The sequence below is a fragment of the Noviherbaspirillum soli genome (assembly GCF_015352955.1).
GTDB lineage: Bacteria > Pseudomonadota > Gammaproteobacteria > Burkholderiales > Burkholderiaceae_D > Noviherbaspirillum_A > Noviherbaspirillum_A soli.
This window is the reverse complement of the sequence record NZ_JACYOX010000037.1, coordinates 22,063-45,774: the sequence shown is the minus strand read 5'-3', so window position 1 is coordinate 45,774 and position 23,712 is coordinate 22,063. Positions and strand designations below refer to the sequence as shown.

At 63.1% G+C, this 23,712-nt stretch carries 26 protein-coding genes; 16 read left to right on the top strand and 10 right to left on the bottom strand.

Annotation, left to right across the window (positions count from 1 at the left end):
• Positions 1-43 precede the first annotated feature (43 nt).
• The gene (locus IGW04_RS21080; protein ID WP_194715073.1) at positions 44-547 is read right to left on the bottom strand and encodes a pilin; all 504 of its coding nucleotides are present in this window, start codon (positions 545-547) and stop codon (positions 44-46) included.
• 59 nt (positions 548-606) lie between these two features.
• Here IGW04_RS21080 and IGW04_RS25895 point away from each other — a divergent pair, with 59 nt between their 5' ends.
• Positions 607-825, top strand: coding sequence for a hypothetical protein (locus IGW04_RS25895; RefSeq protein ID WP_228527286.1), 219 nt, complete (start codon positions 607-609; stop codon positions 823-825).
• Complete coding sequence (locus IGW04_RS21075) at positions 816-1,286, top strand: tetratricopeptide repeat protein (RefSeq protein ID WP_323744889.1); 471 nt, start codon at positions 816-818, stop codon at positions 1,284-1,286. The genes IGW04_RS25895 and IGW04_RS21075 overlap by 10 nt, the downstream gene beginning before the upstream one ends.
• Here IGW04_RS21075 and IGW04_RS21070 read toward each other — a convergent pair.
• The 3 genes from IGW04_RS21070 to IGW04_RS21060 are packed head-to-tail and all read right to left on the bottom strand — an operon-like array spanning position 1,270 to position 5,036.
• The gene (locus IGW04_RS21070) at positions 1,270-2,202 is read right to left on the bottom strand and encodes an EamA family transporter (RefSeq protein WP_194715071.1); all 933 of its coding nucleotides are present in this window, start codon (positions 2,200-2,202) and stop codon (positions 1,270-1,272) included. The genes IGW04_RS21075 and IGW04_RS21070 overlap by 17 nt on opposite strands.
• Before the next feature lie 9 nt (positions 2,203-2,211).
• Complete coding sequence (locus IGW04_RS21065) at positions 2,212-4,509, bottom strand: ATP-dependent DNA helicase (RefSeq protein ID WP_194715070.1); 2,298 nt, start codon at positions 4,507-4,509, stop codon at positions 2,212-2,214.
• A 26-nt stretch (positions 4,510-4,535) separates the two neighbouring features.
• Positions 4,536-5,036, bottom strand: a complete 501-nt coding sequence (locus tag IGW04_RS21060) for a hypothetical protein (protein ID WP_194715069.1) — start codon at positions 5,034-5,036, stop codon at positions 4,536-4,538.
• A gap of 90 nt (positions 5,037-5,126) precedes the next feature.
• Between IGW04_RS21060 and IGW04_RS21055 the strand changes: the two genes are divergently transcribed.
• The 5 genes from IGW04_RS21055 (at position 5,127) to IGW04_RS21035 (ending at position 11,023) form a co-directional block, all read left to right on the top strand.
• Entirely contained in the window at positions 5,127-5,648 is a 522-nt protein-coding gene (locus IGW04_RS21055) for an ankyrin repeat domain-containing protein (protein ID WP_194715068.1), read from the top strand.
• Between the two features lie 231 nt (positions 5,649-5,879).
• A complete protein-coding gene (locus tag IGW04_RS21050; protein WP_194715067.1) occupies positions 5,880-6,785 on the top strand; it encodes a DMT family transporter in 906 nt (301 codons plus the stop codon).
• Between the two features lie 82 nt (positions 6,786-6,867).
• Entirely contained in the window at positions 6,868-7,311 is a 444-nt protein-coding gene (locus tag IGW04_RS21045) for a thioesterase family protein (RefSeq protein ID WP_194715081.1), read from the top strand.
• 342 nt (positions 7,312-7,653) lie between these two features.
• A complete protein-coding gene (locus IGW04_RS21040) occupies positions 7,654-10,443 on the top strand; it encodes a PAS domain-containing hybrid sensor histidine kinase/response regulator (RefSeq protein ID WP_194715066.1) in 2,790 nt (929 codons plus the stop codon).
• A 31-nt stretch (positions 10,444-10,474) separates the two neighbouring features.
• Entirely contained in the window at positions 10,475-11,023 is a 549-nt protein-coding gene (locus IGW04_RS21035; protein WP_194715065.1) for a GNAT family N-acetyltransferase, read from the top strand.
• Here the strand turns inward: IGW04_RS21035 and IGW04_RS21030 are convergent.
• Genes IGW04_RS21030 through IGW04_RS21020 form a run of 3 tightly spaced genes read right to left on the bottom strand, consistent with a single transcriptional unit; the run spans position 11,001 to position 12,296 of the window.
• Positions 11,001-11,426: a DUF1810 domain-containing protein gene (locus tag IGW04_RS21030; protein WP_194715064.1), complete on the bottom strand. Its 426-nt coding sequence runs from the start codon at positions 11,424-11,426 to the stop codon at positions 11,001-11,003. The genes IGW04_RS21035 and IGW04_RS21030 overlap by 23 nt on opposite strands.
• 22 nt (positions 11,427-11,448) lie before the next feature.
• Positions 11,449-12,072 (bottom strand): LysE family translocator, encoded by a 624-nt coding sequence (locus tag IGW04_RS21025; RefSeq protein ID WP_194715063.1) that lies wholly within the window; start codon positions 12,070-12,072, stop codon positions 11,449-11,451.
• On the bottom strand, positions 12,069-12,296 hold the full coding sequence (locus IGW04_RS21020) for a DUF3820 family protein (RefSeq protein ID WP_194715062.1): 228 nt from the start codon (positions 12,294-12,296) through the stop codon (positions 12,069-12,071). The genes IGW04_RS21025 and IGW04_RS21020 overlap by 4 nt, the downstream gene beginning before the upstream one ends.
• A gap of 127 nt (positions 12,297-12,423) precedes the next feature.
• On the opposite strand from IGW04_RS21020, the gene IGW04_RS21015 reads away from it, so the two are divergent.
• On the top strand, positions 12,424-13,020 hold the full coding sequence (locus tag IGW04_RS21015) for an IMPACT family protein (protein ID WP_194715061.1): 597 nt from the start codon (positions 12,424-12,426) through the stop codon (positions 13,018-13,020).
• A gap of 10 nt (positions 13,021-13,030) precedes the next feature.
• Here IGW04_RS21015 and IGW04_RS21010 read toward each other — a convergent pair whose 3' ends face one another.
• Entirely contained in the window at positions 13,031-14,086 is a 1,056-nt protein-coding gene (locus tag IGW04_RS21010; RefSeq protein WP_194715060.1) for an alkene reductase, read from the bottom strand.
• Positions 14,087-14,173: 87 nt separating this feature from the next.
• Positions 14,174-14,506 (bottom strand): ArsR/SmtB family transcription factor, encoded by a 333-nt coding sequence (locus IGW04_RS21005; protein WP_194715059.1) that lies wholly within the window; start codon positions 14,504-14,506, stop codon positions 14,174-14,176.
• 176 nt (positions 14,507-14,682) lie between these two features.
• Between IGW04_RS21005 and IGW04_RS21000 the strand changes: the two genes are divergently transcribed.
• From IGW04_RS21000 to IGW04_RS20965, 8 genes are all read left to right on the top strand, one after another.
• Positions 14,683-15,096: a DUF4148 domain-containing protein gene (locus tag IGW04_RS21000; protein WP_194715058.1), complete on the top strand. Its 414-nt coding sequence runs from the start codon at positions 14,683-14,685 to the stop codon at positions 15,094-15,096.
• A gap of 621 nt (positions 15,097-15,717) precedes the next feature.
• Positions 15,718-16,665, top strand: a complete 948-nt coding sequence (locus IGW04_RS20995; protein WP_194715057.1) for an amino acid ABC transporter substrate-binding protein — start codon at positions 15,718-15,720, stop codon at positions 16,663-16,665.
• A gap of 175 nt (positions 16,666-16,840) precedes the next feature.
• Positions 16,841-17,590, top strand: a complete 750-nt coding sequence (locus tag IGW04_RS20990) for an amino acid ABC transporter permease (protein WP_194715056.1) — start codon at positions 16,841-16,843, stop codon at positions 17,588-17,590.
• A 1-nt stretch (position 17,591) separates the two neighbouring features.
• Complete coding sequence (locus tag IGW04_RS20985) at positions 17,592-18,284, top strand: amino acid ABC transporter permease (protein ID WP_194715055.1); 693 nt, start codon at positions 17,592-17,594, stop codon at positions 18,282-18,284.
• 29 nt (positions 18,285-18,313) lie between these two features.
• Complete coding sequence (locus tag IGW04_RS20980) at positions 18,314-19,039, top strand: amino acid ABC transporter ATP-binding protein (protein WP_194715054.1); 726 nt, start codon at positions 18,314-18,316, stop codon at positions 19,037-19,039.
• Between the two features lie 90 nt (positions 19,040-19,129).
• Complete coding sequence (locus tag IGW04_RS20975) at positions 19,130-20,401, top strand: glycerate kinase type-2 family protein (protein ID WP_194715053.1); 1,272 nt, start codon at positions 19,130-19,132, stop codon at positions 20,399-20,401.
• Between the two features lie 28 nt (positions 20,402-20,429).
• A complete protein-coding gene (pyrC, locus tag IGW04_RS20970; protein ID WP_194715052.1) occupies positions 20,430-21,473 on the top strand; it encodes a dihydroorotase in 1,044 nt (347 codons plus the stop codon).
• Positions 21,474-21,507: 34 nt separating this feature from the next.
• A complete protein-coding gene (locus IGW04_RS20965; RefSeq protein ID WP_194715051.1) occupies positions 21,508-22,326 on the top strand; it encodes a DUF3025 domain-containing protein in 819 nt (272 codons plus the stop codon).
• Positions 22,327-22,555: 229 nt separating this feature from the next.
• On the opposite strand, the gene IGW04_RS20960 is transcribed toward IGW04_RS20965, so the two are convergent.
• On the bottom strand, positions 22,556-23,653 hold the full coding sequence (locus IGW04_RS20960; protein ID WP_194715050.1) for a porin: 1,098 nt from the start codon (positions 23,651-23,653) through the stop codon (positions 22,556-22,558).
• Positions 23,654-23,712: the final 59 nt, after the last annotated feature.

Sequence of the window (23,712 nt, the reverse complement as noted above, 5' to 3'; positions counted from 1 at the left end):
TCTAAAAAGCGGCATTTATTGAAAGCACTAAGCTAAAGGGTTATTAGCAGATCTTTCCACCGCTTCGGGTCAGGCAGCCGGAGGTGCTTGCCACTGCCCAGATAACTTTACCATCTGCGCCACGGGTGCCAGTCAGGATGTACGTGTCAGCAGCAGCAATACCGCTTACAGCGTTCGGTGCCAGAGTCAGCGTTGCAACGTTAGTTGCAGTTGCCAGGGTAACGCCAGCTGGGTTGAAAACAGTGCCGCTAGATGCGATGCCTGGAATGCCAGCAGTAAGGGTCGTAGCATCAGGAACACCAGCGGTCACAACAAGCGAAGAAAAGTTGGCACCGCTTACGCAATCTCCGTTTTGCGAGCAAAGATCGATTGCAGTTTTGTACGGGCTAGTAGCAGCAACCACTTCCGAATAACGTGCTTTCAGCGTGTAGTTTTGATACGCCGGAATAGCCACAGCCGCCAAAATACCAATAATCGCAACCACGATCATCAGTTCGATCAGGGTAAAACCTTGCTGAGCCTGCTTTTTGTATTGAGCGAATTTCATGTTGTCCGTCCCGAAAAAAGAAAGAAATAAGAAGTAAAACGACACACTACCGAAATCTGTTGAAGCTGATTTCTGTAGAGCAACATGCGTGCCAGCAACGTTTCTTTAGAGAAAACTCGGAAAACCTTGGTTTTTGGACGGTGCGCATGAAAAAATGGCGGGCAGAAACGCTGTGCCACCCGGTTTGGCACCGTTGCGGGCTCTGCCAGCCGCTGCTGGCACCGGCCGTCTACCCGCCAGGACCTGGCGCCAGAGAGAAAGAAGCATCGTGGAACTGATCAGCCTTGCAGCAGCCATCACCCTGACCGAATGGAGCGAGCGTACCTTCTGGCGGCGGTTTGCCGATGGCTCGGTGAAGAAGGAAGTGGAGGGCGGCAATGGCAAGTCCATGGTGCACCTGGATTCCATCAAGCCGCATATCGCCATGCCGCTGGATGCCGGCGATTTCGCGCTGCTGAAGCTGGCAGACCGCGGCGACGCCGCCGCCCAGAACGACCTCGCGCTCATCTTCCTGGCCAATGGCAAGCCGCGCGGCGCGATCGCCTGGCTGGAACTGGCGGCGCGGCAGGACCATGCCGATGCGATGCACTGGCTGGCCCGCTGCTACCTGGAAGGCAACGGCGTGGTGCGCGACGACAACCTCGGCATGATGTGGCTCGCCAGGGCCGCCGCCAACGGCCACCTGATCTCGGCCAGTCAACTCCAGCTGATGCGCGAGCGCTTCATCGCCGCTGGCTAGCAACCGCCACGGCGCGCGGCCGGCTGCCCAGCAGCACGCAGGCCAGCGCGGCGACGATCAGCGCAATGCCGGCCCACTGCCAGGCCGTCACGCTTTCCCCCAGCACCAGCATGCCGCTGGCGATGCCCACCACCGGCACGCCCAGGCTGAATGGCGCGATCCGGTTGGCGCCGTGGCGCTGGATCAGGCCGGTCCACATGCTGTAGGCGAAGATCGTCGCCACCCAGCCCAGGTAGGCCACCGCCACCCAGCCCTGCCAGGGCGCGCCGGTCCACTGCCAGCGGCTGCCGGGCGCGTCGAACAGCAGCGACAGCGCGATGAAGGGCAGCACCGGCACCGCGCTGCACCAGACCAGGAAACTGAGCGGCGCAAACCCAGGCGCGGCGCGCTGCGCCAGGCGCACCACGATGTTGGAGGCGGCCCACATCGACGCGCCGCCCAGGCACAGCGCAAAGCCCAGCGCCGTGGTGGCCGCCGCCGCGCCGGCCGCCGGCAGCAGGTAATTCATCGCGAAGCAGCACAGGCCCAGCGCCGCCAGCGCCAGGCCGGCCAGCAGCGGCCGGCCGGGTTTTTCGGCCAGCACGAAAAAGCTCAGCAAGGCGGTAAAGAACAGCTGGGTCTGCAGCAGCACCGAGGCCAGCGCCGCCGTCATGCCGATCTTCAGCGACAGGAACACCAGGCCGAACTGGCCCACGCCCTGGCACAGGCCATACAGCAGCAGCCATTTCCAGTGCACCCGCGGCGCCGGCACCAGGAAGATCAGCGGCAGTATCGCCAGCAGGTAGCGCGCCGCGCCCAGCTGGAACGGCGTGAAGCTGCGCAGGCCGACCTTCATCGCGATGAAGTTGGTGCCCCAGATGACGACGATGCCCAGGGCGGCCAGCAGCTCGCGGCCGGTGAGTGAAGTGTTTTGCATGATGTCTTTCTATGAGGCGGACGTGGCGCGGCGCACGTCCCACCAGTCAGGCAGCAAGCGCCGCACCTCGTTCCTGGCGTAGCGATCGTCGATCAGGTACACCACGCCGGAATCGGCGCGGGTGCGTATCACCCTGCCGGCCGCCTGCACCACCTTCTGCAGGCCGGGATACAGGTAGGTGTAGTCGTAGCCGGCGCCGAAGGTCTGCTGCATGCGCTCGCGCATCTGCTCGTTGACCGGGTTGATCTGCGGCAGGCCCAGGGTGGCGATGAAGGCGCCGATCAGCCGCCGGCCCGGCAGGTCGATGCCTTCGCCGAAGGCGCCGCCCAGCACCGCGAAACCGACGCCGGCGCTATCGGCGGTGAAGCGGCCCAGGAAAGCGGTGCGCGCGCTTTCCTCCATGCCGCGCGACTGCTCCCAGAACGGAATGCCGGGATGCCGTTCGGCCATCAGCGCCGCCACCTGACGCAGGTAATCGAAGCTGCTGAAGAAGGCCAGGTAGTTGCCCGGCTGGCGCGCATACTGCGCCGCGATCAGGTCGGCGATCGGCGCCAGCGACTGTTCCCGCTGACGGTAGCGGGTGGAGATGTGGCTCGCCACCCGCACCGCCAGCTGGCTGGCCTCGAACGGCGATTCGACATCGATCCAGGCGGTCTCTTCCGGCAGGCCGAGCATGTCGGCATAGAAGGGCCGCGGATTGAGCGTGGCGGAAAACATCACCGTGGCGCGCGCCAGCTTCAGGCGCGGCCGCACGAAAGGCGCCGGCACGATGTTGCGCAGGCAGAGGCGGGCGCCGGTTTTTTGTCCACGGCCGGCGTCCAGCGTCACGTCGAACAGCGAGTGCGGCCCGAACAGTTCGGCAATGCGGCCGAAGTGCAGCGCGTCGAAATAGAAGTCCTGCAGCGCGCCATGGACTTCAGTCGGGTGCTCGGCCAGGTAGTCGGTCATGGCGCTGGTGGCCTGCTGCAGCGCATTGACGAAGCCGTCCGGCAGCGTCTCGTGCACGGCGTAGCTGTCCTCCTGGTCGCGCCACAGCGCATTCCACTGGCGGTTGAGCTTGTCCAGCGGCTTCTTCAGCAGCGCCGGCGCGTCGCGGCGCATGGCGGCCAGGCTGTGCTGGTCCAGCTCGGCGCTATACATCCTGCGCGAGCGCTCGACCATGTTGTGCGCCTCGTCCACCAGCACCGCCACCCGCCACTGGTTGGCCAGCGTCAGGCCGTGCAGCATCGCCGACAGGTCGAAGTAGTAGTTGTAGTCGCCGATCACCACGTCGGCCCAGCGCGCCAGTTCCATGCCGAGGTAATAGGGGCATACCTGGTGCGCCAGCGCCGCCGTGCGCAGGCGGTCCTGGTCCAGCGTGCCGGCCTCGAGCGCGGCGCTGCGGGCGGCCGGCAGGCGGTCGTAGAAACCCTGCGCCAGCGGGCAGGACGCGCCGTGGCAGGCCTTGTCCGGATGCACGCAGGCCTTGTCGCGCGCCACCAGTTCGAGTGTGCGCAGCGGCCGGGCGGCGGGCGCGGCGGCGCCGATCTGTTCCAGCGCGTCCAGCGCCAGCGCCCGCCCCGAGGTCTTGGCGGCCAGGAAGAACACCTTGTCCAGCGCCTGGCCGGGACAGGCCTTGAGCAGCGGGAACAGCGTGCCCACCGTCTTGCCGATGCCGGTCGGCGCCTGCGCCATCAGGCAGCCACCGTCGCGGGCGGTGCGGTAGACCGAGGTCGCCAGGTGGCGCTGGCCGGGGCGGAATTCGGCATGCGGAAATGTGAGCGCCGACAGCGCCGCGTCGCGTGCGGCGCGGTGCGCCAGTTCCTGTTCTGCCCAGGCCTCGAAGCGCCGGCAGTGGTCTTCGAAATGCGCCCGCAGCCAGGCGGCGTCGCGGGTTTCGACGAGCACGGTCTCGCGCTGGCTGCCGATGTCGAAATACACCAGCGCCAGTTCGATGCTCTCCAGCCCGCGTTCCTGGCACAGCAGCCAGCCATAGATGCGCACCTGCGCCCAGTGCAGATGCCGGTGGTTGTCCGGCATGGCCGCCAGTTCGCCGCGATAGGTCTTGACCTCGTCCACCCGGTTCGCCGCCGGGTCGTAGCCGTCGGCGCGGCCGCGCACCAGCAGCTGGCCGAACTGGCCCGACAGGCTGACCTCGGCTTCATAGGGCGCCGGCCGCCGCGACGCCACCACCGCATGGCCGGCGATGCCTTCCAGCGCGGTGGGCGAGGGCGTGAAGCGCAGGTCGAGGTCGCCCGCCTTGGCGGTGAACTCGCACAGCGCGCGCACGGCCACCGTGTAGCGGCGCGGTGTGGACGGGTCGTTCAAGGCAGGCAGGGAAGGTGCGGTGGAATCTAGTTCGGGCGGCGGAAGCCGCCTTCGATCCAGGCGGCGGCGCTGGACGGGCTGAGCTTGAAGTTGGGCGCCACCCGCACTTCGGCCAGCTGCTCGCCGTATTCATCGCGCGCCGACAGCAGCGCATACGGGTCGTCCTCGTCGGGCACGATATCGAGGATGACCTCGATGCGGCCGGCCTCGGCATTGACGAACAGGCTCTTGTGCAGCATCGCGTGCAGCTGCTGCTCATGCCGGCGCAGCACCTCGGACGCGGTCTTGACCAGGGTGCCGAAGGCGGATGCATCGAGCGGCTTGGGGTTTTTCTTGTCGCGGCCCATGGTCCAGGGGCCGACCAGCGCCGGCTCGGCTTCGCCATCCTTGATCATGGCCACCGCCCAGCCGTCGTCGTCCTCGTTCTTGATCACGCGCGCGGTCCAGCCGTTGTCGCGCCACAGGCGCGGCTCTTCAATCTTGGCGTCGTCGTCGGACGCGGGCAAATCGGGGGAAGTGTCAGTCATTGCGGAAATGCATGGAGGGGAAATTTCAAGACGGTATATTAATCCAGATCCGCCGCGCTCACAGCGCGCCATCGACCTCACGGGATTCCCATGTCAGACCAGCAACCCGACGCCGAGCGCCAGGCCCAATTGCGCCAGCACCTGAAGGAAATGTTCGACTACGCCCGCTCCGGCGACGCCGCCACGCTGGCGCGTTTGCTGGCCCTGGGCGTGCCGGCCAACCTGCGCAACGAGAAGGGCGACACGCTGCTGATGCTGGCCTGCTATCACGGCCATCTCGAGGCCGCCCGCGTGCTGCTGCAGCATGGCGCCGACACCGAGATCTACAACGACAATGGCCAGCTGCCCCTGGCGGCGGCAGTCTTCAAGGATTACCGCGAGATCGCCGAACTGCTGCTGGCCAGCGGCGCCAAGGTGGACGGCGCCGCGCCGGACGGCCGCACCGCGCTGATGATGGCGGCCATGTTCAACCGCACCGCGATGCTGGAACTGATGCTGGCCCACGGCGGCGATCCGCATGCGCGCAATGCCAAGGGCCTGAGCGCCCGGGACCTGGCCCTGACGATGGGCGCGCCGGAAACGGCCAGGCAGCTCGAGGCCCTGGGCGCCTGAGCCGCCGCCGGGCCGGCACGCCCGGCGGCGACGCGTCGGCACGGATGCCGCATGCCTGCCCGGCCAGCCGGATGCGCTCGTCGAATGACTCGGGCCTTGCTGCGCCCGTGCGCCGGCGTTCAACGGATCGCGCCTTGCCGGCTGCATCATGCCGACCCATCGCGCGCTCATCTCCCGCCTGGTTAACCGTTACAATCCCGGCTCCCGAACCGGCAACCATTTCCCTATTTCATGTCCGCCAGACTCACTCCGTCCACCATCGTGATGCTGCTGCTTCCGCCGCTGCTCTGGGCCAGCAATGCGGTGGTGGGCCGCATGGTGCAGGGCATGGTGCCCCCGGTGATGATGAATTTCGTGCGCTGGCTGGTGGCATTCATGGTGCTGCTGCCGCTGGCCGGCTGGGTGCTGCGGCGCGGCAGCGTGCTGTGGCCGGCATGGCGCCGCTTCGCGCTGCTGGGCCTCCTGGGCGTGGGCCTGTACAACGCGATGCAGTACCTGGCGCTGAAGAGCTCCACGCCGATCAATGTCACCCTGGTCGGCGCCAGCATGCCGGTCTGGATGCTGGCCATCGGCTGGCTGTTCTTCAAGGTGCGGGTGTCGCCGCGCCAGATGGTGGGCGCGGTGCTGTCCATCCTCGGCGTGCTGGTGGTGCTGTCGCGCGGCGAATGGCGCCAGCTGCTGGGCCTGCGGCTGGTGGCCGGCGACCTGCTGATGATCGTCGCCACCATCGTCTGGTCCTTCTACAGCTGGCTGCTGACGCTGCCCCTGCCTGGCGCGGCGCAGAAGCTGCGGCCGGACTGGTCTGCCTTCCTGATGGCGCAGGTCGTGTTCGGCCTGGCCTGGTCCGGGCTCTTCGCCGGCGGCGAGTGGCTGGTATCGGATGCCCGCATCCACTGGAGCTGGCCGCTGGCGGCGGCGCTGGTCTATGTCGGCATCGGTCCGGCGGTGATCGCCTTGCGCTGCTGGGGCACCGGCGTGCAGCGGGTCGGCCCCAGCATTGCCGCTTTTTTCAGCAACCTCACGCCGCTGTTCGCAGCGATCCTGTCCTCGGCCTTCCTGGGCGAACTGCCGCATCTCTATCATGCGGTTGCCTTCCTGCTCATCGTCGGCGGCATCGTGCTGTCCTCGCGGCGCTAGAGTGCTTTCGGCCTGACTGGCTTGTCGATACCGGTACAATCCCGGCTGGCGCGCGTTGCGCCGCAACATTTACCAGCACATCATGGCCCGCCTGAAGCTCGATTTCCCTGAAGACCAGTACTACTATGCCACCCAGCTCACCGTGCGCGTGACCGACATCAACGGCGCCAACCACCTTGGCAACGATTCGATGATCTCGATGATTTCCGAAGCGCGGGCGCGCTTCCTGTTCGACTTCGGCCTGGAAGGCACCCTGGACCAGGATGTCGGCACCATCGTCACCGACCTCGCCACCACCTACCGCAATGAAGCCCATGCGCGCGACCAGCTGCTGTTCGAAGTCGGCGTGATGGACTTCAACACCTACGGCGGCGACATCACCTTCCGCATCACCCGGCCGCGCGACCAGGCGCTGGTGGCAATGGCGAAGTCGGGTTTCGTGTTCTTCAATTACAAGACGCGCAAGGTGGTGCCGATGCCGGACGCGTTTTCGGGCAAGTTCCAGCGGGTAAACTGGGTGGCTTAAGCGCACGCCGGCCGCAACTCTCGTAGGGCGCAATACCCCGCAGGGGCATTGCGCCATTGGTCGATCATGGAAAGCGGCCGACATGACGATCGCGGATGGCGACCGATGGTGCAATGCCCTTCGGGTATTGCACCCTACAATACTGACCCAGCCTGCGCCGTGGACGAACAACTCTCGTAGGGCACAATACCCCGCAGGGGCATTGCGCCAATGGTCGATCAGGAAAAGCGGCCGACATGACGACTGCGGACCGCATGAAATACATTGCCCCCGGCTTGCGCTGTGCAATACCATGTTGCCGGCAATTTCCGATACACCCATCGCTCTTTCTATAGGCCCCTGATGCAGAACCCCAAGCCTCATTTTCTCCAGGGGCCCGGCGAAGTCCGCAGCCTGTTGCGCCAGCCAGACCGCCTGCGCGGCCTTGGCCAGCCCCATGAATGGCCGCAGGCGCTTGCCACTGCGCTGTCGCTGGCGCTCGATTCAGGCTTCGCCACCTGCATCGCATGGGGGCCGGAAGGCCTGCTGCTGTACAACGACGCCTTTGCGCAGCTGCTGGGCGACCGCCATCCGGCGGCGCTGGGCAGGCCGGTGGACGAGGCTTGGCCATGGGACTGGCAGCAGTTGCAGCCGCTGTTTGCCCGGAGCATGGCGGGCGATCCGGTGCACCGCCGGCGCCAGCCGCTGAGCCGCCTGTGCGGCGGCCTGCGCGAACTGGCCTGGCTTGACTACTCCCTGGCGCCGGTACGCGATGCCGGGGGCGCGCCGGTCGGCGTTTGCTGTACCTGGGTCGACGCCACGGCCAGCGCGCCGCATGACGACACGCCGCCCTACCGCAGCATCGCCGACCACACCGAAATCATCATGTGGATCACCGAGGCGAGCGGCTACTGCACCTATCTCAATCCGGCCTGGTACCAGTTCACCGGCCAATCCCGGGACGACGGGCTGGGCCTGGGATGGCTGGACGCCACCCATGCCGAAGACCGGCCCGCCGCCGAAACAGCCTTCCTGACGGCCAACGAGGCCCAGTCCCATTTCCGTGCCGAGTACCGGCTGCGCCGGCATGATGGCGTCTACCGCTGGGTCATCGACGCCGCCGCGCCCCGCTTCGGCGAGGACGGCAGCTACCTCGGCTATGTCGGCGCCGTGCTCGACATCCACGACCGCAAGCTGGCCGAAGCCGCCGTGGTGGCCAGCAATGCCCGCTTCCAGGCCGCGATCAAGGCGGTCGAGGGCGTGCTCTGGACCAACGATGCGACCGGCCGCATGCGCGGCGAGCAGCCGGGATGGGCCATGCTCACCGGCCAGAGCTACGAGCAGTACCAGGACTCTGGCTGGACCGCCGTGGTGCATCCGGACGATGTGCGCCAGAGCATCGACGTCTGGCACCAGGCCGTAGCCGAGCGCCGCGCTTATGTGGCCGAGCACCGGCTGCGCCGTCGCGACGGCCAGTGGCGCCATTATTCGGTGCGCGCCGTTCCCACCATGGATGCGCGCGGCCACATCATTGAATGGGTGGGCGTGCATACCGACATCACCGAACTGCGCCGTACCGAGGACGCGCTGCGCCAGCTCAATGCCGGCCTCGAAATCGGCATCCGCCAGAGCACGCTGGAGCGTGACCGGCTCTGGGGCATGTCGCAGGACATCATGGCGATTGCCTCGCTGAACGGCTACTTCCTGAATGTGAATCCGGCTTTCACCGCCATCCTCGGCTGGAGCCTGGAGGAAGCGGTATCGATGCCCTTCCTCGAAATGACCCATCCGGACCATCGCGCGGACTTGAGCAGCAAGGTGGAATTGCTGGCGCGCGGCGAGGCGCTGGTGCGCTACGAGGTGCGCGACCTGCACCGCGACGGCGGTTTCCGCTGGCTGTCCTGGACCATCGTGCCCGAGGGCGACGTGCTCTACGGCGTGGCGCGCGACATCACCGCGGAACGGCGCCAGGCCGAACTCCTGCACCAGACCGAGGAAGCGCTGCGCCAGGCCCAGAAAATGGAAGCGGTTGGCCAGCTGACCGGCGGCATTGCGCATGACTTCAACAACCTGCTGGCCGGCATGGTGGGCAACCTGGAACTGCTGAAGGTGAAGATGCGCAGCGGCGGCATCGGCCTGGCGCGCCATATCGACGACGCCATGGCGGTGGCCAACCGCGCCGCCGCGCTCACGCACAGGCTGCTGGCCTTTTCCCGCCGCCAGACCCTGATGCCCAAGCCGCTGGACCCGAACCGGCTGGTGGCGACGATGACCGACCTGATCGGGCGCACGGTTGGTCCCTCGGTCCAGGTGGAAGCCAGGCTGGCGGCCGATGTCTGGCCTATCGAATGCGACCCCAACCAGCTCGAAAGCGCGCTGCTCAATCTCGCCATCAATGCCCGCGATGCCATGCCCGGCGGCGGCCTGCTGACCATCGAAACCGCCAACACCGTGCTCGACGCGGATTACGCCGCCCGGCATGCCGAAGTGCAGCCCGGCGACTATGTGTCCATCCGGGTGGCCGACAACGGCACCGGCATGACGCCCGAGGTCGCCGCGCGCGCCTTCGATCCCTTCTTCACGACCAAGCCGCAGGGGCAGGGCACCGGCCTCGGGCTGTCGATGATCTATGGCTTCGCCAAGCAGTCCGGCGGCCATATCGTGATCGATACCGCGCCGGGCGCAGGCACCGTGATCCGGCTCAAGCTGCCGCGCTATCGCGGCGACGCGCTGCCCGACAGCCACATTGCCAGGAATGGGAATGCGATGCAGGCGGTCAGCCAGGCCACCCTGCTGCTGGTGGACGACGAGGGCCATCTGCGCGAGCTGCTGGCCGAGATGCTGGAAATGCTGAACTACCGGGTCGTGCAGAGCGGCGACGCCGCCGCCGCGCTCGGCCTGATCGACGCCGGCCAGCATGCCGACCTGCTCATCACCGACGTCGGCCTGCCCGGCGGCATGAACGGCCGCCAGCTGGCCGAAGCGGCGCGGCTGCGCCGTCCCGGCCTGAAGGTGCTGTTCATCACCGGCTATGCGGAAGACGCGCCGACCCGCAACGGCATGCTGGAGCCGGCGATGGATGTGCTGACCAAGCCGTTCAGCCTGGATATCTTTGCGCAGCGGGTGACGGCGATGCTGAAGCTTGCGGACTGAGACTGTCCAGGCTTTTTCGGGAGGGCCAGTGATGGAACCGGCAGTCATCCAGACGGCGCGTCTGCGCCTGCGGCCCTGGCGCGAAGAGGACAAGCCGCCATTCCGCGCCCTCAATGCCGATCCGCGAGTGATGGCATGTTTCCCTTCTCTCTTGTCTCCCAGCCAGAGCGACGCGCTGGCCGAGCGCTTCCAGAAATTCATCGAGGCGCAGGGCTGGGGCTTCTGGGCAGTGGAATGCAATGCAACGCAGGCGTTCATCGGCTTTGTCGGCCTGCATGCGCGACCGGACGCGCTGCCGTTTTCCCCGTGTGTTGAAATCGGCTGGCGCCTGGCTCATCAATACTGGGGTCGCGGCTATGCCAGCGAAGCCGCGGGCGGGGCGCTGCGTTTTGGATTCGACAGGCTGCAACTGGAAGAGATCGTCGCCTTCACCGCCGTCGGCAATGTGCGTTCACGAGCGGTGATGGAGCGCCTGGGCATGCGCGAGGATGGAAACGGGTTTGATCATCCGGCGCTGCCGGAAGGCCATCCGCTGCGCCGGCATTGCCTCTACCGCATCAGCGCATCAGCGCCAGCGTAGCCTGGTCTTCCACGCCGGCGAAATACTTGCGCAGGCAGGCTGAAAAAATGGGCTCATCCGGCGCGGCCCGGCCAAACAGCGTCAGGCAGGAGCGGAATTTCACATCGTCGGGGTTTCCGAATATCTGATGGGCGCTGCGGCCCCTGACTTCATGAATGATCTGGCAGGCTTCGCGCAGCCGCGGACCCAGCACCGGATGGGCCAGATAGGCACGGGCTTCGTCCAGGGACGCAATGCCATATCGATGGGCCATTTCGCTCTTGCCCAGTCCGCGCAGCTGCGGGAAGAAAAACCACATCCAGTGGCTGGACTTGCGGCCGGCGCGCATTTCCGCCTTGACGCGCTGCCGCAGCGGTTCCTGGGCGTCGACGAAGCGTTGCAGTTCAAATGGGTCTTGGTCCATAGGCTCTCCAATGAAGGACCGCTTAGTGCCGCAGCGCCGCCATCAGTGCCCCGAAGCCGACGAAAACCCCGCCGGTCACCCGGTTGAACAGGCGCAGCACCGGGGTGCGGCGCAGGTAGACCGCAATGCGCTGGCCGCCGGCCGCATAGGCCATGTACCAGCCGCCTTCGATCAATGCAAACGTCACCAGCAGGATCGCGAACTGCGGCAGCCTGGGCGCCGACATCGTGATGAATTGCGGCAGGAAGGCGGCCGCAAACAGGATGGCCTTGGGATTGCTGGCCGCCACCAGGAAGCCGCGCCGGAACAGCGCCGCGCCGCGCTCGGATGGCAGGGCGGGCGCATTGTCCGCCCCGGTTGCCGTCGGCGCGCGCCAGCTCTTCACGCCCAGATAAACCAGGTAGGCGGCGCCAGCCCAGCGCAGCACATCGAACACGGCGGGCGACGCCTGCAGCAGGGCGCCCAGGCCGGCCGCGGACAGGCACATCATCAGCATCAGCGCCGTCATGCAGCCGGCCATGGCCGCCAGCGCCGGCCTGGCGCCGTGGCGGGCGCTGCTGCTCATGACCAGCAGCATGTTGGGGCCGGGCGTGCCGGAAACGACAAAGCTCATCATCACGAACAGCCACCAGGTATGCAGGGTCATGGCAGGGCTCCGGCACGGTCGCGCAGGGGCGCCAGCAGATGGCGCAGCGCATTGTGGTCGAGTTCGTACATCAGCGCCAGCAGGCTGCCCAGTTCCCCCTTGGGGAAGCCCTCGCGGGCGAACCAGGCCAGATAGTGGCCGGGCAGGTCTGCCAGCACGCGTCCCTTGTATTTGCCAAAGGGCATTTCACGGCTGACCAGCAGTTGCAGGGTATCGGGCGTCATGGGGAAAGGAGAGAAAGCAGTGGCCGATATAATAAGCGCTGTTCGGCCTGCCGGAGCCTGTTGTGGCCGCTCCCGGACCCTGGGATCCATAACAGGCACCGGCGCTGGCGGCCGTCAAAGGAAAAACATGGCTGTCTATACCCTGGCGCAGGCGGTGCAAGCCGACATCGACATCCGCAAGAGCCGCTTCATCGCCATCGCCATGCCGGTCGAAGGCCGCGACGCCGCACAGTTGGCGATTTCACGACTGCGGGCCGAGCATCCGGCCGCCACCCATGTCTGCTGGGCGCTGCTGGCCGGCGGCCAGTCGGGCATGTCCGACGACGGCGAGCCGTCGGGCACGGCCGGCCGCCCCATCATGGAAGTGCTGCGTCATCACGAACTGGACAATGTGCTGGGCGCGGTGGTGCGCTATTTCGGCGGCATCAAGCTGGGCGCCGGCGGCCTGGTGCGCGCCTATACCGACGCGATTGCCAGCGCGCTGAAGGACGCGCAGCGCATCGAGTACGTGGCCCAGGCCACGCTGACCGTGGAAATCGCTTATCCCGACGAAGCCAGGATCCGGCGCTGGATTACGCAGCACGGCTACCTGCTGGAGCGCGGCAGCCACGGCGCGCTGGTGGAACTGGCGATACGCCTGCCGGCAGCCGAACTGGCAGCCGCGCGCCTGGCCCTCTGCGACCTTACCCAGGGCCAGGTGCGCATCACCGCGCCGGAAGGCTGAACGCCCCTGCTCAGGCCAGCGCCGGATAGTCGGTATAGCCTTCCGCGCCAGGATGATAGAAGGTTTCCGGCTGCGGCTGGTTCAGCGGCGCATTGATCTTCAGGCGCTCCGGCAGATCCGGATTGGCGATGAACAGCTGGCCAAAGGCCACCGCATCTGCCTCGCCCGACCCAATCACCTGCTCGGCGCTGTCGCGGGTCATCTTTTCATTGGCGATATACACGCCGCCGAACGCCTTCTTCAGCTGCGGACCCAGCCGGTTGGAACCGAGCGCCTCGCGTGCGCAGATGAAGGCGATGCCGCGCTTGCCCAGTTCGGTCGCCACATAGCCAAAGGTTTCGGCCGGGTTGGAATCGCCCATGTCATGCGCATCGCCGCGCGGCGCCAGGTGCATGCCCACGCGCGACGCGCCCCACACCTCGATGCAGGCATCGGTCACTTCCAGCAGCAGGCGCGCCCGGTTTTCCACCGAACCGCCGTAGGCGTCGGTACGCTTGTTGGTCTTGTCCTGCAGGAACTGGTCGAGCAGGTAGCCGTTCGCGCCATGGATTTCCACGCCATCGAAACCGGCCCGCTTGGCGTTTTCCGCGCCCTTGCGGAAAGCCGCGACGATGCCCGGAATTTCTTCCGTGTCCAGGGCGCGCGGCGTGACATAGGCGCGCTTGGGACGGACCAGGCTGACATGGCCTTGCGCAGCGATCGCGCTCGGCGCCACCGGCAATGCGTCATCCAGGAAGACCGGGTCGGAAATCCGGCCCACATGCCAGAGCTGCAGGAAGATCCGTCCACCGGCCGCATGCACCGCATCCGTCACCATTTTCCAGCCCGCCACCTGCTCGTCGGACCAGATGCCCGGCGTATCGGCATAGCCCACGCCCTGCGGCGTTACTGCCGTGGCTTCCGACAGGATCAGGCCGGCCGAGGCGCGCTGCACATAATATTGCGCCATCAGCGCGTTCGGCACGCGGCCGCCGCCAATGGCGCGGGAGCGTGTCAGCGGCGCCATGATGACCCGGTTGGGCAGTTCAAGGTCGCCGACGCGGATGGGATCGAAGAGTTTGCTCATGAAAGATTCCTTTTGTAAAACGGCATTTCAGGCCGGGATTGGAAAGCGGGATCAGGCGGTGAAGCGATGTCGGCAAGGCAGAAGGGCTCAGAGCGCCTCGTCAAGTTGCGCGATGAAGCGGCCGATCAGGTCTTCATTGCGCTTGAAGAAGATCCACTGGCCCACCTTGCGGGACGTAATCAGGCCGGCGCGCTGCAGCGTGGCCAGATGTGCGGAGACGGTGGACTGGGAAAGTCCTGCACGCTGATCGATCAGGCCGGCGCATACGCCAAGTTCCAGCGGATATTCCTGCATCGAGAAATGCGCCGACGGATCCTTCAGCCAGGCCAGGATCTGGCGACGGGTAGGGTTGGCCAGCGCCTTGTGGATGGCATCCACGTCGATTTCAAGAGTACCGTCCGTACCGCCGGCAATATTCATTTCGCTTTTACCCAATGTGTTTATCGAGATATTTGAAACTATGTATCGTGATATGGCGATACATAATTCGATTTCAAGTGTTTTTTTACCGCATGCCGCCAGGCAAGGATTGAACCGATTTTGGCAATAGTTCATTGCTTGGTATGCCATTTATTGCCGGGGCAGTGATCTGTAACATGCCTGTCATCGATCAGCGCCGTTTGCGCGATCCAGCCAGGCTGACCGATGGCGACCCGGGTAAATACCTGAAGCGCCTGGTCGACAGCCTCTACTTATTGGAGAAAACCATGAACATCAAGAACATCATCGTCGCTACCGCCATCCTCGCTGCCGCAGGTTCTTCCTTTGCCCAGCAAACCGAATTCGTTGCGCCGGATGCCGGCTTCAAGTCCACCCTGACCCGCGCTCAGGTGCGCCAGGAACTGGCACAAGCCTATGCCCAGGGCGACGTCGTTCAGCGCCAGCATGACGGCCAGGATACCCAGTTCGCCGGCAGCACCCAGACCCGCGAACAGGTAAGGAAGGAAGCAGCCCGCGCCGCTCAAACCCGCCATGCTGGTGACGTAAACGATCTGTATTTCGGCGCATAAGCAGGCAAGCGCATTACAGGAAGCATCCAATGGAAGGATTTTGCGAGATGTAATACGATGAGCGCTGCTTTTCGTGCAGCGCAAACTGCGTAACGCTGCGGCAAAATCCTTGCATGACAAAGGGCCCGGTCGACAATAAAGTCGACCGGGCCCTTTGTCATGCAAGGCCGATGCGATGCCGGGCTCGCTGGCAGCCGTCACGCAACACCCGAAGTCCAGGCAAGGCCTTGGACAGACGCCCCTTGCCGAGATCGCTGTTAACCGTCCATGTCAGCGCTTGCCCAATTAATGCATGCATGCGGACTCACGAAGCAGAACCCCAACAAGACTGAACCGGTCAAGCCTTCCCGGTTCCTCTATAAGGCCATCAATGATGTCTAGCGCATGCAGCCTCTCTATCACTCTCTTTATATATCGAAATGCATGCGGCACTGGCTGGCTTTTTAACGAGCTTACTTTTCATTAAAAGCCGTTAATGAATGTTAGTGTTTTCGGGGAAAATAAAATAATCAACAAACATTTTTCGCCCAAATATACTGTTTGATACACTAGAGAAGCTTTTTGATAACGACAACATATTGACTGTCGTGCTGCCTATCCATTTTGTGTACAGGAGAATCCATGAAACTGCATGCCCTACTTACCGTGATGATCGGTGCCAGCCTGATCACGAGTGTCGTACACTCACAAGAACTGAACGGCACGCTGAAGAAAATTAAAGACACCGGCACTATCACCCTTGGTGTACGCGACTCCTCCATTCCTTTCTCCTATCTGGACGACAAGCAGTCCTACCAGGGCTATTCGATCGACCTGTGCATGAAGGTCGTGACGGCGGTCCAGAAGCAGCTCGGGCTGACCTCCCTGAACGTCAAGATGAACCCGGTGACGTCGGCCACCCGGATTCCGCTGATGGCAAACGGCACGGTGGATCTGGAATGCGGCTCGACCACGAACAATCTCGAGCGCCAGAAGCAGGTTGCCTTTGCGCCGACAACATTCGTGACTGCAAACCGTCTCCTCGCCAAGAAATCGTCCAACATCAATAGCCTGGACGACATGAAGGGCAAGAACCTGGTGTCCACTTCCGGCACCTCGAATTTGAAGCAGGTAACCGCCCTGAATGGCGAGCGCAATCTCGGCATGAACATCATGGCTGCCAAGGACCACGCGGAAGCCTTCCTGATGGTGGAAACCGGCCGCGCCACCGCCTTCGCCATGGATGACATCCTGCTGGCTTCGCTGGCGGCCAGCTCCAAGGCGCCCAACGACTATGCGATCACCAAGGAAGCGCTGTCGGTGGAGCCATACGGCATCATGCTGCGCCGCGAAGATCCGCAGTTCAAGAAGGCAGTCGACACCGCCATTGAAAACGTGATGAAGTCGGGCGAAATTAACAAGATCTATGCGAAATGGTTCATGTCGCCGATCCCGCCGAAGAACATCAACCTCAACGTTCCGATGAGCGACCAGTTGAAGATGGTCATCGCCAAGCCGACCGATTCGGGTGACCCGGCAGCCTATGCCGACGTGCCGGACGCGCAAAAGGGCGGCGCGAAAAAGAAATAATTCAGCACCGCTGACAGGACGGGAGGCTTTGGCCTCCCGTTTTTATTTGGGGCATGAAAATTGCTCGCTTGAACCAGATATTTTGTTGTAAGCTGCGCGGTTTTCCGTCGCCGCCAACCTGCACCTGCAGACCCAACTATAAAATCGGCTTCTCGACCCGGATGAGGAAACCCCTATGAACTACAACTGGAACTGGCGCATCTTCTGGGAGCCTTCCCCGGACGGTGCCGGCACCTACATGGATACGCTGTGGTCAGGCCTGGTCTGGACACTGGCCACCGCGCTGACCGCCTGGGTAATGGCGCTCGTCATTGGCGCAATCATCGGCACCATCCGCACCACGCCGAACAAGCTTGCGGTTCGTCTTGCCAATGCTTATGTCGAACTGTTCCGGAACGTGCCCTTGCTGGTGCAAATGTTCCTCTGGTACTTCGTGATGCCGGAACTGGTGCCTCAGGGTCTGGGCAACTGGTTGAAAGCCCTGCCCAACGCGCCTTTCATCACCGCCGTGCTCTGCCTCGGTTTCTTCACCTCGTCACGCGTGGCAGTCCAGGTCTCCGCCGGCATCAATTCCCTGCCGCGCGGCCAGAAGCTGGCCGGCACCGCGCTGGGCCTGACCCTGCCGCAGACGTATCGCTACATCCTGCTGCCCATGGCCTTTCGGATCATCGTGCCGCCGCTGACCAGCGAATTCCTCAACATCATCAAGAACAGCGCCGTGGCGCTGACCATCGGCCTGATGGAACTCACTGCGCGCGCCCGCTCCATGCAGGAGTTTTCATTCCAGGTATTCGAGGCATTCACCGCCGCCACACTGATCTACATCGTGGTCAACGTGGTGGTGGTCTTCCTGATGCGCTGGATAGAGCGCCGGGTTGCCGTACCCGGCTTCATCAGCAGTTCCACTGGCGGCGGAGGTCACTGACATGTTTTCCAATTTCGACTTCGACGTCATCGAGCGTTCCTGGGTCTACCTGTTCAAGACCGGCATGGTCTTCACGCTGGAACTGACCGGCCTGGCGATGGTCGGCGGCATCGTTCTGGGCACGCTGCTGGCCATGATGCGGCTGTCCAAGTTCCGCTCCCTGTCCATGGTGGCCACCGGCTACGTGAACCTGATCCGCTCGATCCCCCTGGTGCTGGTGATCTTCTGGTTCTACTTCCTGGTGCCCTATATCGGCGCATGGATCATCGGCGCAAAGGAACCGATCATGGTCGGCGCCTTTTCCTCCTCGCTGATCACCTTCATCCTGTTTGAAGCGGCTTACTATTGCGAGATCATGCGCGCCGGCATCCAGTCGATACCGCGCGGCCAGGTCTCGGCCGGCTATGCGCTGGGCATGAACTACTGGCAGACCATGGGCAACGTGGTGCTGCCGCAGGCATTCCGCAACATGATTCCGGTGCTGCTGACGCAGACGATCGTGCTGTTCCAGGATGTGTCGCTGGTCTATGTGCTGTCGATCACCGATTTCGTCGGTGCCGCATCCAAAGTGGCGCAGCGCGATGGCCGGCTGGTGGAAATGTATCTGTTTGTCGCGCTTGTCTATTTCGTGCTTTGCTACGGCTTGTCCCTGCTGGTCAAGCGACTGCAGCAACGGGTGGCGATCATACGCTGACCTTGTGAATTCAGAATCCAGGAGAAAACATGATAGAACTGAAAAATGTCAGCAAGTGGTATGGCCAGTTCCAGGTACTGACTGACTGCACCACCAGCGTGGCCAAGGGCGACGTGGTCGTGGTCTGCGGCCCGTCCGGCTCCGGCAAGTCGACCCTGATCAAGACCGTGAACGGACTTGAGCCTTTCCAGAAGGGCGAGATCACGGTCGACGGCGTCTCCGTCGGCGACCCCAAGACCAACCTGTCCAAGCTGCGGGCGCGCATCGGCATGGTGTTCCAGAACTTCGAACTGTTTCCGCATCTGTCCATCCGTGAAAACCTGACCATCGGCCAGGTCAAGGTGTTGGGCCGCAGCGTTGCCGATGCCACCGAGCGCGGCCTGAAATACCTGGACCGGGTTGGCCTGATTGCCCAGAAGGATAAATTCCCTGGCCAGTTGTCGGGCGGCCAGCAGCAGCGCGTGGCAATCGCCCGCGCCCTGTCGATGGACCCGATCGCCATGCTGTTCGATGAGCCGACTTCCGCACTGGACCCGGAAATGATCAATGAAGTGCTGGACGTGATGGTTGGCCTGGCGCAGGAAGGCATGACCATGATGGTCGTGACCCATGAAATGGGATTTGCCCGCAAGGTCGCCAATCGCGTGATCTTCATGGACAAGGGCCTCATCGTCGAGGATTGCACCAAGGACGAGTTCTTCGGCACCCCGCGTTCCGACCGAGCACGCGATTTTCTGGCGAAAATCATCCATTAAGCCTTTTGTGCGATTGACCGCAAGCCGCTTCAGCGACAAACTGGGGCGGTTTTTTTTCGCACATCGCCCGGCCTGCCAATAAGGAATTTCATGGATTATCGAACACTCTTGATAGACAGCTTTCAAGCGGCAGTCGCTGCCGCGGATCCCTTGAAAATCATTGCCGCCCATCTTCCCCCGCCGCCCAGGGGGCGCACGCTGGTGGTCGGCGCCGGCAAGGCCGCGGCCAGCATGGCGCGCGCGGTGGACCTGGCCTGGCCGCAGGACGCGACGCTGGAAGGCATCGTGGTCACCCGCTATGCGCATGCGATCCCGACCGAGCGCATCACCGTGGTGGAAGCCAGCCACCCTGTGCCGGACGATGAAGGCGAAAAGGCGGCTGCCGACATCCTGGCGCGGGTCGCCGCACTTGGACCGGATGACCGCCTGATCGCACTGGTATCCGGCGGCGGTTCCAGCCTGCTGTCGCTGCCGGTGGACAGCGTGCCGATGGCTGACCTGAAGTCGGTCACCAAGTCCCTGCTGAAATCGGGCGCGCCGATCACCGACATGAACATCGTGCGCAAGCATTTGTCCCGGATACAGGGCGGCCGCCTGGCCGCCGCCTGCCGCGCTCCGGTCACCACACTGATCATCAGCGACGTCACTGGCGACGATCCCAGCGCGATCGCATCCGGCCCCACCTGTCCGGATGCAAGCACCTATGCCGACGCCATCGCGATCCTGCAGCGCTACGGCGTCGAGGCGCCGGACAGCGTACTGGCGCATCTGGAGCGCGGCGCATCAGGCCAGATCGACGAAACGCCCAAGCCGGGCGACCCGCTGTTCGAACGGGTCGACAACAGAGTGATTGCGACCGCGCGCCAGAGCCTGCAGGCAGGCGCCGAATTCTTTGCCTCACAGAACATCACGCCGGTCATCCTGGGCGACACAGTGACGGGAGAAGCGTCCGAAGTTGCCAAGGTCTATGCCGCGGTCGTAAGGGAAATCCGCGCTTACCAGCAGCCGTTCAAGCCGCCCGTCGCGCTGATTTCGGGCGGTGAATGTACTGTCACGGTGCGCGGCAATGGACGGGGAGGGCGCTGCGCCGAATTCCTGGCGTCTCTGGCGGCTGAAATGGACGGCATGCCCGACGTCTACGCGATCGCCGCCGATACCGATGGCATTGATGGCACCGAGGACAATGCCGGTGCGGTAATGCTCCCGGACAGCAAGGCGCGCGCCGAGCAACTGGGCATCAGCGCGCACAAGATGCTGGCCAATAACGACGGCTACAGCTACTTTTCGGCCCTGGGCGACCTGGTCATTACGGGGCCGACGCTGACCAACGTGAACGATTACCGAGTGATTCTGGTGCTGTAAAATTGGCGCACTTTTCTTGGCGCCCATCATGCAAACATCATCCGACAGCATCACCATCACTCGTCCCGACGACTGGCATCTTCACCTGCGCGACGGCGCCACCATGGCCAGCGTGCTGCCGCATACCGCGCGGCAGTTCGCTCGCGCCATTGTGATGCCCAACCTGAAGCCGCCAGTCACGACAACTGCCCAGGCTTTGGCCTACCGTGACCGTATCCTGGCGGCGCTGCCGTCGGACATGGATTTCGAGCCGCTGATGACCTTGTACCTGACCGATAACACGGCGCCGGAAGAAATCATGCGCGCGAAGGAAAGCGGCCTGATCCACGCCGTCAAACTGTATCCCGCCGGCGCCACCACCAACTCGGACGCCGGCGTCACCGACCTGCGCAAATGCTATCGCGCGCTGGAGGCAATGCAGCAGGTTGGCATGCCGTTGCTGGTGCATGGCGAGGTTACCGATCAGGAAATCGACATCTTCGACCGGGAAGCCGTGTTCATCGACCGCGTGATGATGCCCTTGCGTAGCGACATGCCGGAATTGAAAGTGGTGTTCGAACACATCACCACGCAGGACGCGGCAGAGTATGTCCAGGAAGCCGGACAACATACCGCAGCAACCATTACCGCCCACCATTTGCTGTACAACCGGAACGAAATCTTCAAAGGAGGCATTCGGCCGCACTACTATTGCCTGCCCGTCTTGAAGCGCGAAACCCATCGCAAGGCACTGGTACAGGCAGCGATCTCTGGTAGCGGCAAATTTTTCCTTGGCACGGACTCAGCCCCCCACGCGCGCAATACCAAGGAGCACGCCTGCGGCTGCGCCGGCTGCTACACCGCGCTGCATGCAATGGAGCTGTATGCGCAGGCATTTGATCGGGCCAACGCGCTCGACAAACTGGAAGGCTTCGCCAGTCTGCACGGCCCGGATTTCTATGGCCTGCCGCGCAATAGCGGCACGATCACACTGGTGCGTCAGTCATGGACACTGCCCGGCGAACTGCCGATGGGAGAATCCACGGTCGTCCCGCTGAACGCAGGCGACACCATGGATTGGGCAATGGCCTGAGCGGCAAGGTATCAGGCAATGAAACAATGAAGCGATGCCGGAAGATTTCCTGAAGCGGATCGACTGGCATCGCCCCTGGCTTGCGCCTTTGCAGCCGATGGCGGAACGGGTACTGCAGGCGCCGACCTGGCGTGACGGGCTGAATCAGCAGGCAACAATCCGCCATCTCAAAAATCATCTCTCCCTGCCGATTCACTTCGTGCCGCAGTCTGCCCTGCCCGAAGGCATGGCCTATGAAAGCTTTATCAGCGCAACGGGATGCGTGCCAACGCGGGATAACCTGCATGACTTCTTCAATGCGCTGGTTTGGCTGACTTTCCCGCGGATCAAGGTAATGCTGAATGAATTGCAGGCAACCGAAATCACGCGTTGCGCTTTGATAGTTGAGCCAGTCCAGCGAACGCAACAAATACGACAGACCCGGGGCGGAACCAGAGACGCGGCGACGATCTTCGACGAAAACGCCGTGCTGTTTCTGGCATCAGAGTCGTCTTTTCCTGCCTCTCTGCGCGCGCATCAGTGGAAAGAGCTATTCATTGAAAGGCGACAGGAATTCAATGAACGCTGTGCAGTGTATTTATTCGGGCATGCGTTAATGGAAAAGCTCATCGATCCCTACAAGGCGATCACCGGACATACCTGGATCATCGAAGCCTCTGAGGACGTTCTTGCACTGCCAGAGCCCGCCAGACGTGAATGGATAGACGGAGAAGTTGCCGGCAAACTGAAAGAGGGCTTGAAAACGTCTAACTTTTCCCATTTGCCGGTGCTTGGCGTGCCCGGCTGGTGGCCTGCGCAGGATGAAGCATTCTATGCCGACACCAGCGTGTTCCGGCCAGCAAAGAGAAGATAGGATCTTGCCCTGCCGTGTACCTAAACTGACATGCCGCCGTTCACCACGTCAAACCAGCCAAAAAGAATCAGGCAAAAAGCCGAGCAAGCGAGAAATTTCACAATGAATTGAGAAAAAAAACAGGCTCACCGAAGTGAGCCTGAAATTCTTACGTTCAGCGGATTCATCACAGCAATCCACTTGGATTGAAACTAGCGCCGTGGCGCCAGCTTCAATCAGGTCTGTTTTATTAGAACAGGTGGTTGATACCAACCGAGAAGCCCAGCATGCTGTCTTGGCCAGGAGCCGAACGCAGCGACGATTGGGTCAGGATCGTGTTGGTGCCGGTGGATGGGGTTTCCAGGCCATCTTTGTACTTAGCGTAGTCGATGTCTGCGTAGAAGTTGGTACGCTTCGACAGAGCATAAGTAGCGCCGACGATGAACAGGCCACGCTTGCCAGCGGTGGTGTTGCCAACGCCGACTGCATTGGCGTCAACTTTGGTGTGGTAGTAAGCTGCGGTCAGACCCAGAGCCGGGGTGATGTCGTAGCTGCCGCCAACCCAGGCGTTCTTCTGGCCAGCGTCGCCGCCGGTAGCACGGTCTTGCTTTTCGTTCTGGTAACCAGCAGCGATACGAGCCGGGCCGAAGGTGAAGGCGCCGCCAACGGTCCAGTTCTTGTTGTCTTGGAAGTTAGCTGGTGCGGTGCCGGTTGCAACGTTCGGCTTGCGAGCGGTGTAAGCAGCGCCGAACGACAGCGGGCCGTTAGCGTAAGTACCGCCGATTGCTGCGTGGCTGTTGTTGCCGCCGCCGCCAACTTGCTCGCCCAGTGCATATTCAGCACGTGCGGTGATCGGGCCAAAGGTGCCGGTGTACTGGATGTCGTTGTCAACACGGGTACCAGCGGAAACGCTCGCGCCGGTCAGAGGGATGATGCCGGTGAACTTGTAGTTGAACGGGTCATAGGCGCCAACGGTCTTAAATGCAACCGTGTACTGACGGCCCAGATCCAGGGAACCCCATTGGCCGCCCAGACCAACGAATGCGGAACGCTGGAACAGACGGTTCTGGGTGTTGTTCAGTTCGCCGGTGCCGGAATTGAAGCCGGATTCCAGGGTGAAGTGAGCATTCAGACCGCCGCCCAGATCTTCAACGCCCTTGAAACCCAGACGGTTGGAATTGTAGGTGCCGGTGGAGCTCATGGTGGTGCGGCTGTGGCCAGCTGCGTCGATGTCGCGCTGGTTGCGAACGCCTGCGTCAAACGAACCATAAATCGTCACGCTGGTTTGTGCTTGTGCAACGCCTGCAAATGCACCCAGGACTGCCAGTGCGAGAAGCGATTTTTTCATTGAGTAATCTCCAGAAGTTGTAGTGCTAAAATTTTTCGCTGCATTCAGCAAGGCTACCA